Origin of the sequence: Inquilinus limosus, assembly GCF_051487185.1 — a bacterium.
GTDB lineage: Bacteria > Pseudomonadota > Alphaproteobacteria > DSM-16000 > Inquilinaceae > Inquilinus > Inquilinus limosus_F.
This window is the reverse complement of the sequence record NZ_JAHVDK010000004.1, coordinates 304,469-326,352: the sequence shown is the minus strand read 5'-3', so window position 1 is coordinate 326,352 and position 21,884 is coordinate 304,469. Positions and strand designations below refer to the sequence as shown.

Genomic DNA, 21,884 nt, shown 5'->3' with positions numbered 1-21,884 from the left:
GCGTCCGCTTCGGTGGAGAAGACAAGGGGCGGCCTTCGGGCCGCCTCTTTTGTTTGCGCGCTTAAGCCGCCCGCTTGAACCCGGCGGTATCGATCGGCAGCCGGCGCAGCCGCTTGCCGGTCGGGGCGAAGATCGCGTTGCACAGCGCCGGGATCACCGGCGGCAGGGCCGGTTCGCCCAGGCCGGTCGGCGGGAAGTCGGTGGCGACGAATTCGACCGCGATGTCGGGCGTGCCCGGAATCCGCGGCAGCGGATAGGTGTCGAAGTTCTCCTGCTCGACCCGCCCGCCGGCCAGGGTGATGGCGAGGCCGCCCAACGCCTGGCCGAGGCCGTCGATCACCGATCCGCGCACCTGGTTCTCGGCGCCGGAGGGGTTGACGATCTGGCTGCCGATGTCACCCGCCACCCAGACCCGCGGCACCGCGACCGTGCCGTCGGACGCCACCGCCGCCTCCACCACCTCGGCGAAATAGCCGAGATGGCAGAAGTAGAAGGCGAAGCCCTTGCCGCTGCCGGCGGCCGGCTTGACCGGCCAGTTCGACATCGACAGCACCTTTTCGATCACGCCGCGGGCCCGGCCGGTGTGGAACTGCGCCCGCGCCCCCTCGCGCGCTGGCAGCGCCCGGGGCTCGCCGAGCAGCCCGAGCAGCAGCGTCGGCAGGTCGGTGCCGGCCTCGGCCGCCACCTCGTCCAGGAAGGACTGGTAGGCCCAGGCCAGCCCGTTCGACCGCGGCGCCCGCATCGCCCCGGTCGGCACCACGCTGTCGATGCCGGACTGGGCGAACAGCAGGTTCGGCGCCATCAGCGCCGGCAGTTCCTGGAAGTCGAAATCGCCGCTCGGGACCGGCTTGCCGCCCCGGGTCAGGGTGACGAAATGGCCGGTGAAGACGACTGGCTTGTTGCTGGCGTCGAAGCCGGCGGTGAAGCGATGCCAGCCGGCCGGGCGGTAGAAGTCGTGCTGGATGTCCTCGGTTCGGGTCCACACCAGCTTGACCGGCGTGCCCGGCACCTGCCGCGCGATCGCCGCCGCCTGAACCACATAGTCGTTCATCAGCCGCCGGCCGAAGCCACCGCCGATGCGTGGCATGTGCATGGTGATCGCCTCGGGCTTCAGCCCCAGCGCCTCGGCCACCAGGCCGCGCCCGCGCTGCGGCGTCTGGGTCGGCGCCCACAGCTCCAGCGTCCCGTCCTCACGGTAGAGGGCGGTGCAGTTCTGCGGCTCCAGCGGCGCGTGCGACAGGAAGGGATAGGCGTAGTCCGCCGTGATCCGCCTGGCCGCCCCGGCCAGGGCGCCCTCGACATCGCCGGCGCGGAACAGCTCGGCCTGCGGCTCACCCTCGAACAGCGCCTTGGCCTGCGCGTCGTAGCCGTCGCTGCTCTGCGCCGTGCCGGGACCTTCATCCCATTCGAGCTTCAGCGCCTGCCGCGCCTGATCGGCGAGCCACCAGTTCGTCGCCAGGACCGCCACGCCGTCGACCAAGCTTTCCGGCCGGCCATTGCCCTTGACCGCAAACACCTGGCGCACGCCCGGCTGGCCGCGGGCGGCGTCGAGATCGGCCGATTTCAGCGTGCCGCCGAACACCGGGCAGCGCTCGAACACCGCGTACAGCATGCCCGGCAGCCGCACATCGATGCCGAAGATCGGCTCACCCCGCACCACCTTCGGGCTGTCGCAGCCGCCGATCGGCCGGCCGATGATGCGGAACTCGGCCGGGTCCTTCAGCCGCACCTTGGCCGGGTCGGGCATGGGCAGCGCCGAGGCCTCGGCCGCGATCTCGCCATAGCCCAGGCTGCGCCCGCTGGCGGCGTGCAGCAGCCGCCCGGACCGGGTGGTGACGCTGTCTGCGGGCACGCCCCAGTGCCGCGCCGCCGCCTGGACCAGCAGCGCCCGGGCCGCGGCGCCGACCTGGCGCATCGGCATCCAGTTGCTCGGCGTGGCCCGGCTGCCGCCGGCCGTCTGCGGACCGTAGGCGGCCTCGTCCACCATGGCCTGGGTCACGGTGACCTGATCCCAGTCGACGTCCAGCTCGTCGGCGATGATCATCGGCAGCGAGGTCTTGATGCCCTGCCCGATCTCCGGGTTCTTGCCGGTGATCGTCACCCGCCCGTCCGGCGCGATGGCGATGAAGGCGCCGAGCGTGCCGCCGCCCTCCCCCGCGGCCGCCGTCGCCGGGAGGGGCAGGGTCGCGTCGATCAGGAGACCGCCGCCGACCAGCAGCGAGGCCTTGAGGAAGGCGCGCCGGCCGAGGCCGGTTTCGGCGAGGATGTGTCCCATCAGCCGGCCCTCCCTTCCGCCGCCTTCCGTTCGGCCGCCCGCAGGATGGCGGCGCGGATGCGGTTATAGGTGCCGCAGCGGCAGAGATTGCCGGCCATGGCGGCGTCGATGTCGCCGTCGCTGGGCGCCGAGGTGGTGGCCAGAAGCGCCGCGGCGGACATGATCTGCCCGGCCTGGCAATAGCCGCACTGCATCACATCGAAGACCAGCCAGGCCTGCTGCAGCCGGGCGCCGATCTCGGTGGCGCCGATGCCCTCGATGGTGACGATCTTCGACCCGCCGACATCGCCGATCGCGGTCTGGCAGGCGCGCACCGGGATGCCGTCGAGATGCACGGTGCAGGCGCCGCACAGCCCGGCGCCGCAGCCGAATTTGGTGCCGACGAGCCCGAGCTCGTCGCGCAGCGCCCATAGGAGGGGCATCTCCGGCGGGGCGTCGATGCGCTCGGTCCGGCCATTGATGTTGAGGTCGACAGCCATGGACAGCTCCGTCTCTGCGACCGGGCGCGCCTGGCGGACCGCCGCCTGCGCGCCGGGTCCGGGAATCCGGGAAGGAGAAGGATACGATCCGTTTGTCGCAGAACTTTGCCAAGGAAGCCGACCCGCGTCCCCTTTCAGCGCGTCGCTGCGGCATCCAGTCTCATCCGGAGACGGAATTAACGAGACCGGCATGGCAATTTGCGAGCCGGTCATGTTCTTGTCTCTTGACCCTGCCACCCGGCTGTTGTTTAGCCGGCTATTGAGCATTTCGCTCTGTTCATTTTGTCCATAATACTGCGACGATATTAAATATCGACGATCGGACGATATCTGTTACTGTTGCAGTTGTATCAAATTTGGTTTGAAATCTTCCGTAACGGCACCTTCCCAGACTGACATTTCCGTCGCCGCAGTTGCAGGAGCGCTGCGGCCCTGATCGGCGATAAGGATGGAGGTAAAAGAATGGCCGGACCGCTCGCGATTGGAGAGGACGCGCCCGATTTCGAAGTCGAGACCACCGAGGGGCGGATCCGCTTCCACGACTGGCTCGGCTCGTCCTGGGGCGTGCTGTTCTCGCATCCCAAGGACTTCACCCCGGTGTGCACCACCGAGCTCGGCGCCGTGGCCAAGCTCAAGTCGGAATTCGACAAGCGCGACGTCAAGGTGATCGGCCTCAGCGTCGACCCGGTCGGCGATCACGAGCGCTGGGCCCGCGACATCGAGGAGACCCAGGGCGCCGCCCCGAACTTCCCGGTGATCGGCGATTCCGAGCTGGTGGTGTCGAAGCTGTACGGCATGCTGCCGGCCGATGCCGGCACCACCTCGGAAGGCCGCACCCCGGTGGCCAACCAGACGGTGCGCAACGTCTACGTCATCGGCCCGGACAAGAAGGTCAAGCTGGTGATCTCCTATCCGATGACCACCGGCCGCAACTTCGACGAGGTGCTGCGGGTGATCGATTCGCTGCAGCTGACCGCCAAGCACAAGGTGGCGACGCCGGCGGATTGGAGGAACGGCGAGGACGTGATCATCGTCACCGCGGTCTCGGACGAGGAGGCGAAGCAGAAGTTCCCGGAGGGCTGGAAGACGCTGAAACCCTATCTGCGGGTGGTTGCCCAGCCCAAGGGCTGACCGGGCGGCGCGACCATGAACGATGCCGAGCAAACGCTCGCGGTCATGCCGGCGCGGGAGACCTCCCCCGCCGTCCATGCCATCTTCGACCCGCGGACCTGCAGCGTGCAGTATGTGGTGGCCGATCGCGCGACCGGCGACTGCGCGATCATCGACCCGGTGCTGGACTTCGACGCGAAATCCGGCACCGTCTTCACCCGCAACGCGGATCTGATCCTCGACCATGTCGCGCGATCCGGGCTGCGGGTCGCCTGGATCCTCGACACCCATCCGCATGCCGACCACTTCTCGGCGGCCGCCTATTTGAAGGAGAAGACCGGCGCGCCGACCGCGATCGGCGAGAAGGTCACCGGCGTCCAGGCGCTGTGGCGCGAGATCTACCACCTGCCGGAACAGCCGACCGATGGCTCGGGCTGGGACCGGCTGTTCCGCGACGGCGACCAGTTCCGCATCGGGTCGCTGGAGGCCCAGGTGCTGTTCTGCCCGGGCCACACGCTGGCCTCGATCACCTATCTCGTCGGCGACGCCGCCTTCATCCACGACACCCTGTTCATGCCCGATGGCGGCACGGCGCGGGCCGACTTCCCAGGCGGCGACGCCCGGCAGCTCTGGGCCTCGATCCAGCGCATCCTGGCCCTGCCGGACGAGACCCGCCTGTTCACCGGCCACGACTATCAGCCGGACGGGCGCGAGCCGCGCTGGCAGAGCACCGTCGCCGACCAGAAGGAGCGCAACATCCATGTCGCCGCCGTGTCGGAGGCCGAGTTCGTGGCGCTGCGCCAGGACCGCGACCGGACGCTGCCGCTGCCCGGGCTGATGCTGGCGGCGCTGCAGGTGAACATCCGCGGCGGCCGCCTGCCCGAGCCTGAGAGCAACGGCCGGCGCTACCTGAAGATCCCGCTCGACGCCTTTCCCGGCGCCCCGCAGGGGTGAGCGGCGAAACCGTCTTCCGCACCCTCCGGCCTTGATCTCCGGCCGCTTTGCCGCGACCTTCACCCACTGATTCGCAGTTGCGGAGGGGTGAATGCCGATGACCACGCGGATGACGGTCCTGGCCGCGGCGGTGCTGCTGGCCGGATGCCAGAGCACGGGCCAGGGCCAGCCGGTGGTGCCGACGCCGATGCCGGGCGCATCGGCTATCCCCCCGGCACAGTCCGAGGCGCAGGGCTTCCAGCAATGGGTGACGGCCTTCCGCGCCGAGGCCGCGGCGCGTGGCATCAGCCCGGCGACGCTGGCCACCGCCTTCGACACCGTGCAGTTCCTGCCGAACGTGATCGAGTCCGACCAGTCGCAGGCGGAGTTCACCCGCGCCGTCTGGGACTATCTCGACCGCTCCGTCTCGGCCGACCGCATCCGCACCGGCCAGGCGATGCTGGCGCAGTGGGGATCGACCGCCAACGCCGTCGAGCAGCGCTACGGTGTACCGAAGCAGATCATCGCCGCGATCTGGGGCATCGAGAGCAATTACGGCCAGAACTTCGGCAGCACGGAGGTGATCGACGCCCTGGCCACCCTGGGCTATGAGGGCCGCCGCCGAGACTGGGCCAAGGCCGAGCTGTTCGCGGCGCTGCAGATCCTGCAGCAGGGCGACATCAGCCGCGACCGCATGCTCGGCTCCTGGGCCGGCGCCATGGGCAACACCCAGTTCCTGCCCTCGGTGTTCCTGGCCGCTGCCGTCGATGCCGACGGCGACGGCCGCCGCGACATCTGGGGCAGCATTCCCGACGTCATGGCCTCGACCGCCAACTACCTGGTGCAGTCGGGCTGGCAGCGCGGCCAGAGCTGGGGTGTCGAGGTGCGGCTGCCGCCCGGTTTCGACTATTCGGTGGCCGAGCTCTCCACCAAGCGGCCGGTGTCGCAATGGGCGGCGCTGGGGGTGAGGCCGGTGTCGGGCGGCAGCCTGCCGGCGCTGGGCGACGCCTCGGTGATCACCCCGGCCGGCGCGCGGGGCCCGGCCTTCCTGGTCGGGCCGAACTTCGGCGTGATCATGAAGTACAACAACTCGACCAGCTACGCCCTGGCGGTCGGCCTGCTGGCCGACCGGCTGGCCGGCGGCGGCCCGGTCGTGGCCTCCTGGCCCAGGGACGAGCAGCCGCTGTCGCGCAGCGAGGTGCTGGAGCTGCAGTCGCTGCTGACCGCCAAGGGCTTCGCCACCGGCGGCGCGCCGGACGGGCTGATCGGGCCGGCGACACGCGGTGCGATTCGCGCTTGGCAGGTCTCCCGCGGCCTGATCCCGGACGGCTTCGCCACGACGACCCTGCTGCAGGCAGTGCGGGCGGGGTAAAGCCGGCCGCGGCTCGCCTGAACGCCCTCTTGCCAAATGCGCGGTTTCCGGTCGGAGTGATCCCGCCGGTTCCCTCACGACGACTCGCGCATGTCCGATCTGCTGTACAGCATCCTGGCCGGTGCCGCGGGCGGCATCCTCTCCAGCCTTGCCGTGGCCCGGTGGAAGCGGACAGCATCCCCCGTGCCGTCCTCCCCTGAGCCGGTGCCCGAAGCCGAGGCGACGGGCCCGGCCGATGCGGCCGCCGTGCCCGAGCCGGCCAGGACCGTCGCCGCCCTGCTCCAGCAGCTCAACCAGACGCTGGCCCCCAAGGCGGAGGAGATCGGCGGTCCGGGAGAACTGCTCGATATCCCGGAGTTCCAGGCGGCTCTCGAATCGATGCGGCGCCCGGATGCCGGTTTCGACCTGCTGCGTCACCACGCATTGGGTGCCAACTGGCCGCTCGCCTGCGCCGCCTTCATCGTCCTGCAGGACCACCCGGACCGGCAATCGCTGGGCGACGAGGTGCTTCGGCACCTGCCGCATACACGTCCCTACGTCCTGCCCGACGCATTGCGGTTCCTGACCACGCTGGATCCGCGCCCTCTCATCGGACAGGTGGTTCTGGCCGCTCCGGAATGGTGGGAGCGCAATGCGGTCATTCCGCGCTTCGTGGAGGCCTATTTCAACCGCAGTGCCGAACTCGGCGACACCCCGAGTTTCGGCACTCTCCTCGGCCGATATGCCGAACTCGACCTCGCGCCCGCCCAGGCCCTTCTGCACAAGGTCCGGCACCCTTTCGCCGCACGCCTGCTCGAAGCGCTCAGGATCTGGCAGGAGACGCGGATCGACCGCAGCTTCCTCTCCGGCATCGGCACGTTGTGGAGCGCGGACGAGGACGACCGGCTGCTGATCCCGCCTGCCGTCTGGCAGGAGCAGCTTTCCGCCGCCGAAACCGCCATATGCGCGCCGCATCCGCGCTCGGTCCTGGTCAGCGGTGCCGCACGCATCGGCAAGAGTTCGTTCCTGCGCCTGCTCGGCATGCGGCTGCACGACGCCGGCTGGCAAGTGTTCATGGCGAGCGGCCACGAGCTGATGGCCGGCCAGATGTATATCGGCCAGCTCGAAGGACGGATCCGCCAACTCGTCGAGGCCCTGCATGCCCGTCGCAGGATCGTCTGGTATGTGCGCGATCTCGGCCAACTGGCCGGCAGCGGCACCCACAAAGGGCAGGCGGCCAGCATTCTCGACCAGATCATGCCGGCGGTGGTCGCCGGCGACCTGATCGTGGTGGGCGAAACCGGGCAGACGGGCGCGACGCGGCTGTTCCAGGCCTACCCCTCGCTGCGCTCGGTGATCGAAACGGTCGCGCTCGAACCGATGAATGAAAACCAGACGCTGGAGCTGGCGGCCGAACTCGGCCGGCGCATTGCCGACGCTGTCGGCGTGACCGTATCGGAGCAGGCCGTCGCCACAACCATGGAGCTTGCCCAGCACTACCTCGGCAACGGCCAGCTGCCGGGCGCCGTCCTCGAACTTCTCAAGCGTGCCACCGCCCGCTCGCTCCATGCCGGCGAGGAGACGCTGACGGCGGCCAGCGTCATTGCCACCCTGTCGCAGATCTCCGGCCTGCCTTCGGTGATTCTCGACACCAGCCAGCGCGTGGAACTGGCCACCATCCGCGACTATTTCAGCAGCCGCGTCATCGGCCAGGACGAAGCGGTGCAGGCGGTGGTCGACCGCATCGCCATGCTCAAGGCCGGCCTGACCGATCCGAGCCGCCCCATCGGCGTCTTCCTTCTGGCCGGCCCCACCGGCACGGGCAAGACGGAGCTGGCCAAGACGCTCGCCACCTTCCTGTTCGGCGCGTCCGACCGGATGGCGCGCCTGGACATGAGCGAGTTCCAGACAGCGGAATCCACCGCCAAGATTCTCGGCAAGGCCGGCGAAAGCGAGTCCGACTCGCTGATCGCGCGCGTCCGCAAGCAGCCCTTCTGCGTCATCCTGCTCGACGAATTCGAGAAGGCTCATCCCAATTGCTGGGACCTTTTCCTGCAGATCTTCGACGACGGCCGCCTGAGCGATGCAAATGGCCGCGAAGCCGATTTCCGCCACAGCTTCATCATCCTGACGTCCAATCTCGGCGCCACGGCCCATCGCCGGCAGAGCTTCGGCTTCCTGTCGAACCCGCAGGCCTATGGCGAAGACCAGGTCCTGACCACCGTCAGCCAGACCTTCCGCCCCGAATTCGTCAATCGGCTCGACAAGATCATCGTCTTCCGCCCGCTCTCGCGCGAACTGATGCGCAACATCCTGCACAAGGAACTCGCCTTGGTGCAGGAACGCCGGGGGCTGCGCGAACGCAACTGGGCGGTGGAGTGGGAAGCGGGCGCCATCGAATTCCTGCTCGACCGCGGCTTCACGCCGGAGATGGGAGCCCGGCCGCTCAAACGCGCCATCGACCAGCTCGTCCTGGCCCCCCTGGCCGCCACCCTGGTGGAGCACCGGTTCCCCGAAGGAGACCAGTTCCTGTTCGTGCGCTCCGACGGCAAAGCCATCCAGGTGGAGTTCGTCGATCCCGATGCCCCGCCGGCGGGCGAGGCATTGCCGGAAGCCGAGCTCGACGACACGCTGTCCCTGCCGGGGATCATGCTGCGGCCGAGCGGCTCCCAAGCCGAGCGCGCCTTCCTCGGCGCCAGCTGGCTGGCCATTCGTCAAGAAATGGACGGCCCCCAATGGGCCGCGCTGGGCGACACGCTGCGGGCCGAGCTCGCCGATCCCGACTTCTGGTCGCGGGATGATCGCCACGCCATCTTCTCGCGCCTGGAGCTCATGGACCGCATCCGGGAGGCGGCCCGCACCGGCGAACGACTGGACCGGCGCTACGCGCACACCGCTGGGACGCCGCAGCGGGCATCGCGGGAACTGGCCTCGCGGCTGGCGCTGCAGCTCTACAACCTGCGTGCGGGTCTCGACGACCTCGCCGCCGGCGTGCCCATCGACGCCCTTCTGCGCGTCGAGCCCGCCCTCGAAGCCGGTGGCGGCACCGGTCATGCGGATGAGTGGTGCCGCAGGCTGACGGACATGTATCGAGCCTGGGCCGACAGGCGCCACATGCAGCTGCTGGAATATGCCGCGCCCGGCGGCAAAGGCCGGCCCATTGTGCACATCACCGGTTTCGGGGCCTTCCGTACCCTTGATGGCGAGAACGGCCTGCACGTGCTCGAGGACCCTGCCCCGGACAGCAACCAGCGCATCGTGGCCCGCGTTTCGGTGGCTGCCGGCCCGGATCGGGACATGCCCGAAGGCGCGGAATACGACGCTGCCAGACAACGGCTCGCCGCGTTGCCGGGTACGGCCACCATCGTCCGCCGCTACCGCGACGGAACGTCCCCCCTGGTGCGCGATGTCGCCGGCGGCTGGCGCAGCGGGCGACTGGATGCCGTTCTCGGTGGCGATTTCGATCTGATGGGCGCCGTCGCCAGAAAGCAGCCGGCAGAGTAGGGAAAGAGCGCCCGCGGCGGTCGGTGGCGGGCCGCACGGGCCAGCCGGTCAGGTCCGGGCGGCCAGCGCCGCCATTCGCGCGACCAGCGCGGCGACCGCCGGCCGGGCCCCGCCGGTCCGTGTGATCAGGTGGTACGCCAGCGGGCTCGGCACCTCCCGCTCGCCCAGCCGCGCCAGGCCGGCCGCCCGGATCGCGTGGTCGGAGAAGGGGGCGCGAGCGAGGGCGATGCCCAGCCCGGCCTCCGCCGCCGCCAAGACCAGCGTGTAGTCCTCGAAACGCCGATCCTGCGGCCGCGGCTTTAGCGCGATGCCGCAGGCGGCGAACCAGGCGCGCCAGCCGGTCAGGTCGGAATCGTGCAGCAGCGGCGCCTGCAGCAGCCCGTCTGGTGACGATCCGAGCCGCCGCGCCAGATCCGGGTGCGCCACCGGATACAGCCGCTCCGGCAGCAGGCGGACAGCCTGGACGCCGGGCCAGGTGCCGGCGCCGTAGCGCACCGCCAGGTCGACCTCGCCGCCTTCGACGTCGGCATTGCGGCCTTCCACCGCGATCTCGATCCGCAGCGCCGGGTCGCCCTGCTCCAGCGCCGCCAGCCGCTCGAACAGCCAGAGCTTGGCGAAGCCCGGCACCACGCTGATCCGCACCACCTCCGGCCCGCGGCGGCGGCGCCAGCGCACCGCCGCCTCGTCGATCAGCCGGAACGCCGCCTCGACCCGCGAGACGAAGCGCTGCCCGTCCGGTGTGGGGCGCACGCCGCGGCCATGGCGTTCGAACAGGGGCGTGCCGAGCCAGGCCTCGACGGCGGCGACGCGCCGGCTGACCGCACCATGGGTCAGGCCCAGCGCCTCCGCCGCCGCGCTGAAGGAGTCGTAGCGGGCGACGACGCAGACGGTGTCGAGGGCATCGAGCGGCGGGCGCTCGGGCAACGAGCTGTGATCCATGCGCACAGCTCGCGCTCGATCGGTGCGCTATGTCAACAGCACGGCCGGTGCCAGAACGGAAGCCCCTCGTCGAACCGCAGGTGCCTGTCGTGTCCAGCCGCGCTTCCCTGGCCTATGCCGCCGTGGCCGTCACCATCCTGTCCTGGGCCTCGGCTTTCCCGGCGATCCGCCTGGCGCTGCGCGAGCTGGCGCCGGTGCCACTGGCCGCCGCCCGCTTCGCCGTGGCGGCGCTGCTGGTGTTGGCCTGGTTGGCCTGGCGCCGACCGCCGCTTCCCGCCTGGCCCGACCTGCTGCGCTTCGCCCTGTGCGGCCTGATCGGTATCGCCGCCTACAACATCCTCCTGAACACCGGGCAGCGCACCGTGGCGGCCGGCGCCGCCAGCTTCATCGTCAACACCGCACCGATCCTGACCGCGCTGCTGGCCCGGCTGGTGCTGGGCGAGCGCTTCGGCACGCGCGGCTGGGTCGGCACGTTGGTCAGCTTCGCCGGCATCGCGCTGATCGCTTCGGCCCAGCCGGGCGGCCTGGCCTTCGGCGCCGGCGCCAGCCTGGTGCTGGGGTCGGCGCTGTGCATGGCCTGCTATGTCGTGCTGCAGCGGCCGATGGTGGCGCGGCACGGCGCCCTGACCTGTACCGCCTGGACGCTGCTGGCCGGCGCCCTGTGGCTGTCGCCCTGGCTGCCCGAGGCCGCGGGCGAGCTGCCGCACGCCGGCGCGGCCACGGTCGCCGCGGTGGTGGGCCTCGGCGTGTTGCCGGCCGCGATCGGCTACGCCACCTGGACCTATGCCCTGGGCCATTTCGGTGCGTCGCGGGCGACCAACTTCCTCTACCTCGTGCCGCCGGTCGCGACCGCCATCGCCGCGCCGATGCTGGGCGAGCTGCCGGGATTCCGGACGCTGGTCGGCGGCGCGATCGCCATCACCGGCGTGGTCCTGGTCAACACCCGCGGCCGCGCGGCGGCCCCGGCCGAGCCGCCGGCGGCGCGCCGCCTGCCCTCCTAGAGCAGCCCGAGCTGGTCGCGCGGCGGGCCGGGGAAGTCGGCGAAGGCCGGCGCCCCGGCCGGGGTGCCCAGCAGCTCGCGCACCGCCCGGGTCGCCTGGTCGATCGCCGAATGGACATAGGCATAGGCGCCGGAATCGGAGTTGGCGATCGCCACCCGGCCCCAGGGCCGGCGAGCCGTCTCGATCGGCAGCGGCCCGTCCGGCCAGAACGGGTCCCAGGGCCGCATGTATTCGTAGGCATAGCCATGCGACCAGCGGTTCACGGTGATCGCCTCGATGTCGCGCGCCGGATCGAAGCTGCCGCCGGACAGGGCGCGGCCGAGCAGGTCGCGGATCTGCCGTTCCATCTCCTCGAAGGTCAGCTGGGTCAGCTGGATGCGCCCGGCCAGGGATTGCTCGCGCGAGGACAGGCCCGGCTGCAGCGGCACCTTGCTCAGATGCAGCAGCACCGGGTCTTCCGGCGTGTCGGCGAAGCGGTAGCCGCCCATGCTGACCGGGAAGTCGATCTCCGCCCCCGACCAGAAATGGCCCGGCGCGTCGAAGCCGTCGATGCCGAGCTTGGCGAAGGCGGTCCAGTTCCGGATCAGGACGTTGGTGTAGATCAGCGGCACCTTCTGCTGGTCGCGCAGCGCTTCGACCTGCGCCGCCGGCAGCTCTTCGGTCAGGAACGGGATCACCCGGTGCCAGCAGGCCAGCACCACATGGCCGGCCTCGACCGTCCGCAGCTTGCCGCTCTGGACGTAGGACACCTCGACCGACCTGGCGGTGGCCGGGTCGCCCTGATGCTTCACCCGCACCACGGTCGAGCTGAGCCGGATCCGTGCCGGCTGGCCGTCGAGATCGAGCTTCGCATAATCAACCGGCGCGAGGACCAGGTCCTCCATGCCGCTCCCCGGCACCGCCGCCGGGACCAGCGCCCGCACCAGCGCCCGGGCGATGCCGGCATTGCCGTCCGGGAAGTGGTAGATGTAGTCGTCCGGGTCGGTGCGGGCCAGCCGGCCGCTCGGGCTCATGGTCGGGTAGGCGCCGTCGCCGAGATCCATGCCGTCAAAGCCGGGGTTGCCGTTGGCCCAGGCGTCGAGGCAGGTGGTGCCGTCGATGCCGACGCCGAAATAGCCTTCGGTCGAGCGCTGGAAATAGGTGACCAGCTGCGGGTCGGCCTTCACCAGCTCGGTCAGGAACTGGGCGTAGGTGGTCTTCGACAGCCGCTCCAGCTTCTCCGCCCGCGACAGGCCGGGCAGGTAGTCGGCCGGCGAATCGATCAGCGCGATCAGGTCCTGCTTGGCCTTGTCGGTCAGCGGTGTCTGCGGCACCCAGTCGGCCGCGGCCTCGGCCTCCTTCACCAGCGCGTCGGCGCCGAACACCTCCTTCGGAAAGAACACGGCACGGGACAGGCCGCGCGCCTCGGCCCAGCCCTGGTCGTAATAATCCTCGAAGCGCTTCGGCTCGATGCCGATCTCGGCTAGAAGGGCATTCACCGCCGGGCTGAAATAGCTCGGCGTCTGCAGCGACTGCGAGCCGCCATAGCCGATGATGGTGCGCCCGCTGGCGCTGGTGAACTCGTTGCGCCTGGCGTGGCCGCCGAAATCGTCGTGGTTCTCCAGCACCAGCACGCGGACATCGGCGCCCGCCTGCTTGCGGTACTGAACCGCCGCGGCCAGGCCGGAGATGCCGCCGCCGACCACCACCAGATCGTAGTGCTCGCCGGTCGGCTCCGGCGCCCCGGCCTTGTCCCAGAAGGTGCCGTCTCGGACCGCGTGCATGACGCTGTAGGAGCCTTCGTGTTGGCCCCGCAGGCCGGTCAGCTTCGGCGGATAGCCCTGGGTCGCCGCGAAGGCGCTGCGGATGAACGGCCGGTGCAGCGCGGCCGCCGCCACCGTCAGGGCGGCGCCGTCGAGAAAGTCCCGCCGGCTGACGGCCCGGCCCATTCCCAGATCGCGATCGGTCGACATGATTCCCCCTCCCTGGCTGGGATCGATTCAGAGGGGCTCATGGTGGCGGAATTGCGGTACGAACCGTGGCGAACTAGAGCGGCCTCATCCCGATCAGCCGGAAGATCTCGACCTCGCCGTTGCGGCCGCGGACACGACGCGGCCCTAAGCTCTCCACCTCGAACTCCGGGCCCAGCAGGGCCGCGGTCTCGGCGCTGATCAGGATCGTCGTCTCCTCGTCGTGCGCCAGCACCTTGCCCAGCTGCTCCAGCCGGTTGCCGATGTTCACCGTGTCGCCGACGATGGTGTAGTTGGTGCGCCCCGGCGCGCCGATGTTGCCGACCACCACCGGGCCGCTGTGCAGCCCGATGCGCAGCTTCAGCCGCGGCCGGCCGGCGGCGGCGCGGCGATCGTTCTCGGCCCGCATCACCGCGGCGATGGAGAGCGCCGCACGGGCCGCCCGCGGCGCATGGTCCTTCAGCTTCTCCGGCGCGCCCCAGAAAGCCATCAAGCAATCGCCGATGAACTTGTCGATGGTGCCGGACTCGGCCTCGACGCAGCGCGCCAGCATAGCGAAATGCTCGTTCAGATAGGCGGCGATCCGGGCCGCCGGCAGCCGCTCCGCCGCCGCGCTGAAATTGGCGATGTCGGTGAACATCACCGTCAGGATGCGCTCGATCGAGACCACGTCCTCGCCGTCGCCCTTGACGATCAGGCGGCGGACCAGGCTCTTCGGCACATAGGTCTCGAGCCAGCGCAGCCCCACCAGCATGGTGTTGAAGGCCTGCGCGCCCTCGTTCAGCTCGCGGAACACGCTGCCGGGCAGCGGCTTGAGCTGGCTGAACTCCAGCGTTCCCACCGCCCGCGCCTGGTCGGAGAAGGCGCGCACCGGCCGGGCGATCATGCGGCCGACGAAGACGCCGACGATGATCGCCAGCACCATCACCGCAAGGCCGGCCAGGCCGGCGCGGATCACCCGCCAGACCTCGGCCCCGATCGCGTCGCCCGGCACATGGATGCCGAGGATCAGCTGCGTCGGGCCAAAGCCGTAGATGGTGCGGTACAGGAAGATCTCGTCCTGGTCGCCGATCTGGACCTCGCGGATCCGCACCCGCGGATTGCGCACGGTGACCGGCGCGCCGTCCGTCCACAGCGCCGCCAGCGCCGGATCGCCGATCTGGTCGAGCCGCGGCAGCGGCTCCTCCACCGAGGCCGGCGGCGGATCGGCGGCCATGCGCGGATGGGCCAGGACCCGGGTCTCGCCATAGAGGATGAAGGGCACCTGCGAGGGATCGCTGGAGACCCGCGCCAGGAACTTCGACAGGTCCTGCACCGTGACCACCGCGAACAGCACGCCGACGAGCTGGCCGTTGCGGCGCACCGGCTGGCGCAGGTTCATCACCGTCGCGTGCGGCCCGTCCTTCAGGTACAGGATCTCGCCCCAATAGGCGTCGACCTTGCCGGCCGCCTCGGCCAGCGCCTCGCGGCTCTGCTCGGCCTCGTTCTGTTCATCGAAGGTCTCGTAGCTGCCGTCCTGCTGGTGGGTGACGCCGCGGATGTGCAGGTCCTCGGTCAGATAGGCGATCGAGCGCACCTGCGGCGACGCCGCCAGCGCGCCGGTCAGCATGGTCGAGAACTGGTCCATGTTGCCGGGGTCGAGCCGCCCCTGCTGCAGCAGCAGGGCGAGATTGCCGAGCTCGTTCGACACCGGCTCGAGATGCTGGCGCAGCTGCGCCTCGACCGAGGCCACGCCGATCTCCGCCTGGTTGGTCAGCAGGTCGAAGGTGGTGCGCGCCGCCGTGGTCCAGTAGATCGCCAGCACCGCCGCGACCGCGATCGCCACCAGGCCGCCGATGGCGACGGCCAGCGTGCGGGCCAGGGTGACAGTGCGCCGGCGCGGCCCGTTGCTGCCACGGGCCGGCGCCGCGGCCTCGGCGGAGACCGGCAGGGTCATGGGGCGATGGCGGGATCCAGCATGCGGCCGAGCGGCCGGCCGCCGAAGATGTGGATGTGCAGGTGCGGCACCTCCTGGTGCCCATGGCCGCCGATGTTCGACAGGATGCGGTAGCCGGGCTCGGCCAGGCCGAGATCGCCGGCGATCCGGCCGACCGCCCGGGTCAGCGCCACAATTTCCGCGTCGCTCGCGCGTTCCGAGAAATCGTCCATCGAGACATAAGCGCCCTTGGGAATGACCAGCACATGCACCGGCGCCTTCGGTCCGATGTCGTGGAAGGCCAAGACGTGGTCGTCCTCATAGACCTTCTTGCACGGCAGCTCGCCCCTCAGGATGCGGGCGAAGACATTGTTCGGATCATAGGCCATCGGTCGTCCTCTCCACCGGTCTTCGCTGATGAATGATGACACATGCTGCCGATTCGCGGCGAAATTGGGCCGCCGGCCAGCGACCCTCAGGGGACTCGCGGCGACGCGTTGTCGCGGGCGCGAACGGCTGCCTCTCCCGTCACGGGCGGGGGCGGTCACTCCGTCGGCCGCGCCGCCTTCTCGGCGATGCCGCTGACGCCTTCCCGCGATTCGAGCACCGCCCACACTGCCTCCGGCGCCACCCCGGCATCGGCCCACAGCACCAGGAGATGATAGAGCAGATCGGCGCTTTCGGCGGCGATGGCATCGGGGTCGCCGCGCATCGCCTCGATCACCGTCTCGACCGCCTCCTCGCCCAGCTTCTGGGCGATCTTCGGCCGGCCGCGGGCGAACAGCTTGGCGGTGTAGCTGGAGGCGGAGTCGGCGCCCCGCCGCGACCGGATCACGGTAGAGAGCCGGTCCAGCACACGCGCATCGATCGGCTGGCCGCCGCTCATGCCGTCATCCGCACCGGCAGCCCGGCCTCGGCCAGGTGCCGCTTGGCCTGGGCGATCGAATAGGTGCCGAAATGGAAGATTGAGGCGGCGAGAAGCCCGGTGGCACCGCCGACCAGCGCGCCGTCGGCGAGGTGCTGGAGCGTGCCGACCCCGCCGGAGGCGATGATCGGGATGCCGACCACCTGACGGATCGCCTTGAGCAGCTCGAGGTCGAAGCCCTCCTTGGTGCCGTCGCGGTCCATCGAGGTCACCAGCAGCTCGCCGGCCCCCGCGGCGCCCATGCGGTCGGCCCATTCCACCGCGTCGATGCCGATGCCCTTGCGGCCGCCATGGGTGAAGATCTCCCATTTCCCCGGCGACACCTGCTTGGCGTCGATCGCCACCACCACACATTGCCGGCCGAACTTGACCGCCGCCTCGGTCACCAGCTCCGGCCGCGCCACGGCGGCGGAATTGATCGACACCTTGTCGGCGCCGGCCAGCAGCAGCGCCCGCACGTCATCGACGCTGCGCACGCCGCCGCCCACGGTCAGCGGCATGAACACCTGCTCCGCCGTCCGGCGGACGACGTCGAGCAGCACGCCGCGATTCTCGTTGGTGGCGGCGATGTCGAGATAGACCAGCTCGTCGGCGCCCTCGCGGTCGTAGTGGCGGGCCTGCTCCACCGGGTCCCCGGCATCGACCAGGTTCTCGAAGTTCACGCCCTTGACCACCCGGCCGTCCTTGACGTCGAGGCAGGGGATGACCCGGACCTTCAGCATCGCCTTAGGCCTCCACCGGCCCAAGTTGAACGGGATGGGGGCCGGACAGGATGGCCAGCGCCTGCTTCGGGTCGATCCGGCCGTCATAGAGGGCACGGCCGCAGATCACCCCGGCGATGCCCGACCGCTCCTCGCGCTTGATCGCGCGCAGGTCGTCGAGCGAGGAGGCGCCGCCCGAGGCGATCACCGGCGTGGTGAGGGTGAAGGCCAGGTCGGCCGTGGCCTCGATATTCAGCCCGCCCATGGCGCCGTCACGGTTGATATCGGTGTAGATGATCGCGGCGACGCCGGAATCCTCGAAGCGCAGCGCCAGGTCGAGCGCCTTGACGGTCGAGGTCTTGACCCAGCCCTCGATGGCGACATAGCCCTCGCGCGCATCGATGCCGACGGCGATCCGGCCGGGCCAGCGGCGGCAGGCCTCGCGCACCAGCTCCGGGTCGCGCACCGCGACCGTGCCCAGCACCACCCGGGCGACGCCGCGCTCGAGCCAGAACTCGATCCGCTCCAGGTCGCGGATGCCGCCGCCGAGCTGCACCGGCAGCGGGGTGGCCTTGAGGATGCCGTCGATCGCCGCCGCGTTCACCGGATGGCCGGCGATGGCGCCGTTCAGGTCGACCACGTGGATCCAGCTGAACCCCTGCTCGGCGAAGGCCCTGGCCTGCTCCGCGGGGTCGAGGTTGAACACCGTGGCTTCGCTCATCTCGCCGCGGACGAGCCGGACGCAGTGTCCGTCCTTCAGATCGATGGCCGGATAGAGGATCATGGCGTCGGGTCCTGCCCCGCCTCGGTCAGCGGGATCAGCGGTTTGTGGAAGTAGCAGCCGCCGATCAGGCGGCCGTTCACGCGGGCATAATACGGATTCGTCGCCCAGCGCACGAATCCCAGGCTTTCGAACAGATGGATCGCCGCGGCCTGGGTCTCGCGGACATCGAGGGTGAGGAGGCCGTAGCCGCGCGTCCGCGCCTCAGCCTCCGCCGCCTCGATCAGCATCCGGGCCAGGCCGTGGCCGCGGGCCCAGGGGGCGACGAACATGCCGGTCAGGCTGGCGGCGAAGGACTGCGCTTCGTTGTTCGGCGGCGGCTCCATCAGCTGGATGGCGCCGGCGATGACCTCGTCCAGCCGGCCGACGAAGAGATGCCGGCCCGGCATGACGACCACGCCGCCCCAGTAGCGTTCCATGGTCTCGCGCGACGGCGGCTTGACCCAGCCGAAGCCGCCGCCCTCGACGATGGCGAGCTCGGCGGCGTCGCACAGGTCGTGCAGGTCGTTGCTGCGGAACCGTTCGAGCCGGCCGACCGACACCATGGGGGCCGAAGCAATCGCGCTGGTCATGGCGTCCAGGTCACGAAATTGCCGAGCAGCCGGAGGCCGACCGCCTGGCTCTTCTCCGGATGGAACTGCACGCCGACCCAGTTGTCGCTGCCGACCGCGGCGGTCTGCGGCCCGCCATAATCGACCGTGGCCAGCACATCGGCCGGGTCGGCCGGCACCATCACATAGGAATGGGCGAAATAGACGTCCTGGCCGGCCAGCCCTTGCAACACCGGGTGCTCCTCCTCCACCGCCAGGGTGTTCCAGCCCATATGCGGGACCACGAGATCCGGGTCGGAAGGGGCCAGCGGCACCACCGCGCCATGGATCCAGTCGAGACCGAGAAAGTCGCCATGCTCATGGCCGGCCCCGGCCATCACCTGCATGCCGACGCAGATGCCGAGGAAGGGCACGCCGGCCTCGCGCACCTGCTCCTCCAGCACCTCGCGCATGCCCGGCAGCGCGCCCAGCGCCTGGCTGCAGTCGCCGAAGGCGCCGACGCCCGGCAGCACCAGCCGGTCGGCCCGGCGCACCACCTCGGCATCGGCGGTGACCACGATCTCCTGCGATACCCCGCGCTCCGCCGCGGCGCGTTCCAGCGCCTTGGCCGCCGAGCGGAGATTGCCGGAGCCGTAGTCGATCACGGCGATGGCCATGATTGTTCCCCAGAGTTAGAGGGTGCCGCCGAGCGTGCCCTTGGTCGAAGGCACGGCATCGGGGCGGCGGGTGTCGATGGATGTCGCGGCGCGCAGCGCCCGCGCCAGCGCCTTGAAGCAGCTTTCGACGATATGGTGGTTGTTCTCGCCATAGAGATTAGCGACATGCAGCGTCAGCCCGGCGTTCTGGGCGAAGGCGTGGAACCATTCGCGGAACAGCTCGGTGTCCATTTCGCCCAGCTTGTCGCGGGTGAAGCGGACGTCCCAGACCAGGTAGGGCCGCGCCGAGATGTCGATGGCGACGCGGGTCAGCGCCTCATCCATCGGCACATGCGCCTCGCCGTAGCGCTGGATGCCGCGGCGGTCGCCCAGCGCCTTGGCGAAGGCCTGGCCGAGGACGATGCCGACATCCTCGGTGGTGTGATGGAAGTCGATATGGAGGTCGCCCTCGGCCCGCACCGTCAGGTCGAACAGGCCGTGCCGGGCGAGCTGGTCGAGCATGTGGTCGAGAAAGCCGATGCCGGTCTGGATGTCGGACCGGCCGGTGCCGTCGAGATCGACCGTGGCGCTGATCCGCGTCTCGCGGGTGGCGCGGTCGACGGTGGCGGAGCGCGTTGGGGCCGAGCGGGCAGCGACAGCGTCGGCCGGGCCCGTCTGGCTGGGTTTGGAAGGGGTTCCGTCCATGGCCCTGGTGTCTTATCAGGAAGCCCGGCGCATCGCCAGAGAAGGAGCCATGCCCGGAGGGCAGGGAACGGTCCGCAAGACTTGATCCCCCCGCCGGATGGCCCAATCTAGGCGGTGCGGGCCGGACGGCTCGTCGCAACCTCAGCGTTTCCGGATTTCTGCATGTCGTCTTCCGAGAGTGCCGCCTGGCACGGCACCACCATCCTCGCCGTGCGCAAGAACGGCCATGTCGTCATCGCCGGCGACGGACAGGTCACCGCCGGCAACACCGTGATGAAGGGCACCGCCCGCAAGGTGCGCCGCCTGGGCGACGGCAGCGTCATCGCCGGCTTCGCCGGGGCGACGGCCGACGCCATGGCGCTGTTCGAGCGCCTCGAGGCCCAGCTGGAGAAGCATCCGGGCCAGCTGGCCCGAGCCTGCGTCGAGCTGGCCAAGGACTGGCGCACCGACCGCTATCTGCGGCGGCTGGAGGCGATGATGGCGGTGTGCGACCGCCAGGTGTCGCTGATCCTGACCGGCACCGGCGACGTGCTGGAGCCCGATGACGGGCTGATCGGCATCGGCTCCGGCGGGCCCTTCGCGCTCGCCGCCGCCAGGGCCTATCTGGAGCACCCCGAGCTGGATGCCGAGACGGTGGCGCGCAAGGCGATGAAGATCGCCGGCGACATCTGCATCTACACCAACCACAACATCACGCTGGAACGCCTGTGATCGCGGCCCCACGCCGAGCGACCCGAGGCCGCGAAGGACCCGACATGACCGAGACTTCCAATTTCAGCCCGCGCGAGATCGTCTCCGAGCTCGACCGCTTCATCGTCGGCCAGCACGAGGCCAAGCGCGCCGTCGCCATCGCCCTGCGCAACCGCTGGCGCCGCCAGCAGCTGCCCGAGGCGCTGCGCGAGGAGGTTCTGCCGAAGAACATCCTGATGATCGGCCCGACCGGCGTCGGCAAGACCGAGATCGCGCGCCGCCTGGCGAAGCTGGCCAACGCCCCGTTCCTGAAGGTCGAGGCGACCAAGTTCACCGAGGTCGGCTATGTCGGCCGCGATGTCGAGCAGATCGTCCGCGATCTTCTGGAGATCGCGATCAAGATGACGCGCGACACGCTGCGCCGCGAGGTCGCCGCCAAGGCCGAGATCCGGGCCGAGGAGCGGGTGCTGGACGCGCTGGTGGGCGAGAACGCCTCGGCCGAGACCCGGCAGAAGTTCCGCAAGATGCTGCGCGAGGGCCAGCTGAACGACCGCGAGATCGAGATCCAGGTGGCCGACACCGGCGGCGCGCTGCCGACCTTCGACATCCCGGGCATGCCCGGCGCCCAGATGGGGATGCTCAACCTCAACGACATCTTCGGCAAGGCTTTCGGCGGCCGCACCAAGCCGCGGCGCATGACCGTATCCGAGAGCCACGCCGTGCTGCTGGCCGAGGAATCGGACAAGCTGCTGGACCAGGAGAAGGTGACGTCCGAGGCGATCCATCTGGTCGAGCAGAACGGCATCGTCTTCCTGGACGAGATCGACAAGATCACGGCGCGATCGGAGCGGGTGGGCGCCGATGTCAGCCGCGAGGGCGTGCAGCGCGATCTGCTGCCGCTGATCGAGGGCACCCAGGTGGCGACCAAGCACGGCACGGTGCGCACCGACCACATCCTGTTCATCGCCTCGGGCGCCTTCCAGCTGGCCAAGCCGTCCGACCTGCTGCCGGAGCTGCAGGGCCGCCTGCCGATCCGGGTCGAGCTGCAGGCCCTGTCGCGCGACGATTTCCGCCGCATCCTGACCGAGCCGGAGCACAGCCTGATCAAGCAGTACAAGGCGCTGCTGGGCACCGAGGAGGTGACGCTCGACTTCACCGAGGACTCGATTGACGCCCTGGCCGACCTGGCGGCGGAGATCAACCGCTCGGTCGAGAACATCGGCGCCCGCCGGTTGCACACGGTGCTGGAGCGGCTGCTGGACGAGGTCAGCTTCACCGCCTCCGACCGCTCCGGCGAGACGGTGCGGATCGACGCCGATTATGTCCACGACCGCGTCGGCGCGCTGACGAAGAACGCGGATCTGAGCAAGTTCATCCTGTAGGCGCCGATCTGGCGATGACGGAGAGGGGCTGCGGCGGCAAGCAGCCCTTTCTGCCGAG

19 protein-coding genes are annotated in these 21,884 nt (G+C 70.1%); 7 read left to right on the top strand and 12 right to left on the bottom strand.

Annotation, left to right across the window (positions count from 1 at the left end; translation table 11 throughout):
* Positions 1-61: 61 nt before the first annotated feature.
* Positions 62-2,275, bottom strand: coding sequence for a molybdopterin cofactor-binding domain-containing protein (locus KXR53_RS06945; RefSeq protein WP_437374369.1), 2,214 nt, complete (start codon positions 2,273-2,275; stop codon positions 62-64).
* Positions 2,275-2,754, bottom strand: a complete 480-nt coding sequence (locus KXR53_RS06940) for a (2Fe-2S)-binding protein (protein WP_437374368.1) — start codon at positions 2,752-2,754, stop codon at positions 2,275-2,277. The genes KXR53_RS06945 and KXR53_RS06940 overlap by 1 nt, the downstream gene beginning before the upstream one ends.
* Before the next feature lie 462 nt (positions 2,755-3,216).
* Between KXR53_RS06940 and KXR53_RS06935 the strand changes: the two genes are divergently transcribed.
* From KXR53_RS06935 to KXR53_RS06920, 4 genes are all read left to right on the top strand, one after another.
* On the top strand, positions 3,217-3,885 hold the full coding sequence (locus tag KXR53_RS06935) for a peroxiredoxin (protein WP_437374367.1): 669 nt from the start codon (positions 3,217-3,219) through the stop codon (positions 3,883-3,885).
* A 15-nt stretch (positions 3,886-3,900) separates the two neighbouring features.
* The gene (locus KXR53_RS06930; RefSeq protein ID WP_437374366.1) at positions 3,901-4,818 is read left to right on the top strand and encodes an MBL fold metallo-hydrolase; all 918 of its coding nucleotides are present in this window, start codon (positions 3,901-3,903) and stop codon (positions 4,816-4,818) included.
* Positions 4,819-4,909: 91 nt separating this feature from the next.
* Positions 4,910-6,169, top strand: coding sequence for a lytic murein transglycosylase (locus tag KXR53_RS06925; protein ID WP_437374365.1), 1,260 nt, complete (start codon positions 4,910-4,912; stop codon positions 6,167-6,169).
* A 90-nt stretch (positions 6,170-6,259) separates the two neighbouring features.
* On the top strand, positions 6,260-9,652 hold the full coding sequence (locus KXR53_RS06920; RefSeq protein ID WP_437374364.1) for an AAA family ATPase: 3,393 nt from the start codon (positions 6,260-6,262) through the stop codon (positions 9,650-9,652).
* Positions 9,653-9,700: 48 nt separating this feature from the next.
* On the opposite strand, the gene KXR53_RS06915 is transcribed toward KXR53_RS06920, so the two are convergent.
* Complete coding sequence (locus tag KXR53_RS06915) at positions 9,701-10,591, bottom strand: LysR substrate-binding domain-containing protein (protein ID WP_437374363.1); 891 nt, start codon at positions 10,589-10,591, stop codon at positions 9,701-9,703.
* An 89-nt stretch (positions 10,592-10,680) separates the two neighbouring features.
* Between KXR53_RS06915 and KXR53_RS06910 the strand changes: the two genes are divergently transcribed.
* Positions 10,681-11,592, top strand: coding sequence for a DMT family transporter (locus tag KXR53_RS06910; RefSeq protein WP_437374362.1), 912 nt, complete (start codon positions 10,681-10,683; stop codon positions 11,590-11,592).
* On the opposite strand, the gene KXR53_RS06905 is transcribed toward KXR53_RS06910, so the two are convergent.
* The 9 genes from KXR53_RS06905 to hisB form a co-directional block, all read right to left on the bottom strand.
* Entirely contained in the window at positions 11,589-13,544 is a 1,956-nt protein-coding gene (locus tag KXR53_RS06905; protein WP_437374361.1) for an NAD(P)-binding protein, read from the bottom strand. The genes KXR53_RS06910 and KXR53_RS06905 overlap by 4 nt on opposite strands.
* A gap of 73 nt (positions 13,545-13,617) precedes the next feature.
* Positions 13,618-15,477, bottom strand: a complete 1,860-nt coding sequence (locus KXR53_RS06900; RefSeq protein WP_437374360.1) for an adenylate/guanylate cyclase domain-containing protein — start codon at positions 15,475-15,477, stop codon at positions 13,618-13,620.
* The gene (locus tag KXR53_RS06895; protein WP_437374359.1) at positions 15,474-15,845 is read right to left on the bottom strand and encodes a histidine triad nucleotide-binding protein; all 372 of its coding nucleotides are present in this window, start codon (positions 15,843-15,845) and stop codon (positions 15,474-15,476) included. Before KXR53_RS06895 ends, KXR53_RS06900 begins: the two co-directional genes overlap by 4 nt.
* Positions 15,846-16,000: 155 nt before the next feature.
* Positions 16,001-16,342, bottom strand: coding sequence for a phosphoribosyl-ATP diphosphatase (locus KXR53_RS06890; protein WP_437374358.1), 342 nt, complete (start codon positions 16,340-16,342; stop codon positions 16,001-16,003).
* Positions 16,339-17,103, bottom strand: coding sequence for an imidazole glycerol phosphate synthase subunit HisF (hisF, locus tag KXR53_RS06885; RefSeq protein ID WP_437374357.1), 765 nt, complete (start codon positions 17,101-17,103; stop codon positions 16,339-16,341). The genes KXR53_RS06890 and hisF overlap by 4 nt, the downstream gene beginning before the upstream one ends.
* Positions 17,104-17,107: 4 nt before the next feature.
* On the bottom strand, positions 17,108-17,866 hold the full coding sequence (hisA, locus tag KXR53_RS06880; RefSeq protein WP_437374356.1) for a 1-(5-phosphoribosyl)-5-[(5-phosphoribosylamino)methylideneamino]imidazole-4-carboxamide isomerase: 759 nt from the start codon (positions 17,864-17,866) through the stop codon (positions 17,108-17,110).
* Entirely contained in the window at positions 17,863-18,435 is a 573-nt protein-coding gene (locus KXR53_RS06875; RefSeq protein ID WP_437374355.1) for an N-acetyltransferase family protein, read from the bottom strand. The genes hisA and KXR53_RS06875 overlap by 4 nt, the downstream gene beginning before the upstream one ends.
* Positions 18,432-19,070 carry an imidazole glycerol phosphate synthase subunit HisH gene (hisH, locus tag KXR53_RS06870; protein WP_437374354.1) on the bottom strand — a complete coding sequence of 213 codons (639 nt, stop codon included), beginning with the start codon at positions 19,068-19,070 and terminating at the stop codon, positions 18,432-18,434. The genes KXR53_RS06875 and hisH overlap by 4 nt, the downstream gene beginning before the upstream one ends.
* Positions 19,071-19,085: 15 nt before the next feature.
* Positions 19,086-19,754: an imidazoleglycerol-phosphate dehydratase HisB gene (gene hisB, locus KXR53_RS06865; protein WP_437374353.1), complete on the bottom strand. Its 669-nt coding sequence runs from the start codon at positions 19,752-19,754 to the stop codon at positions 19,086-19,088.
* A gap of 162 nt (positions 19,755-19,916) precedes the next feature.
* Between hisB and hslV the strand changes: the two genes are divergently transcribed.
* Positions 19,917-20,465, top strand: coding sequence for an ATP-dependent protease subunit HslV (hslV, locus tag KXR53_RS06860; protein ID WP_437374352.1), 549 nt, complete (start codon positions 19,917-19,919; stop codon positions 20,463-20,465).
* A 44-nt stretch (positions 20,466-20,509) separates the two neighbouring features.
* Positions 20,510-21,826 (top strand): ATP-dependent protease ATPase subunit HslU, encoded by a 1,317-nt coding sequence (gene hslU, locus KXR53_RS06855; protein WP_437374351.1) that lies wholly within the window; start codon positions 20,510-20,512, stop codon positions 21,824-21,826.
* Positions 21,827-21,884: the final 58 nt, after the last annotated feature.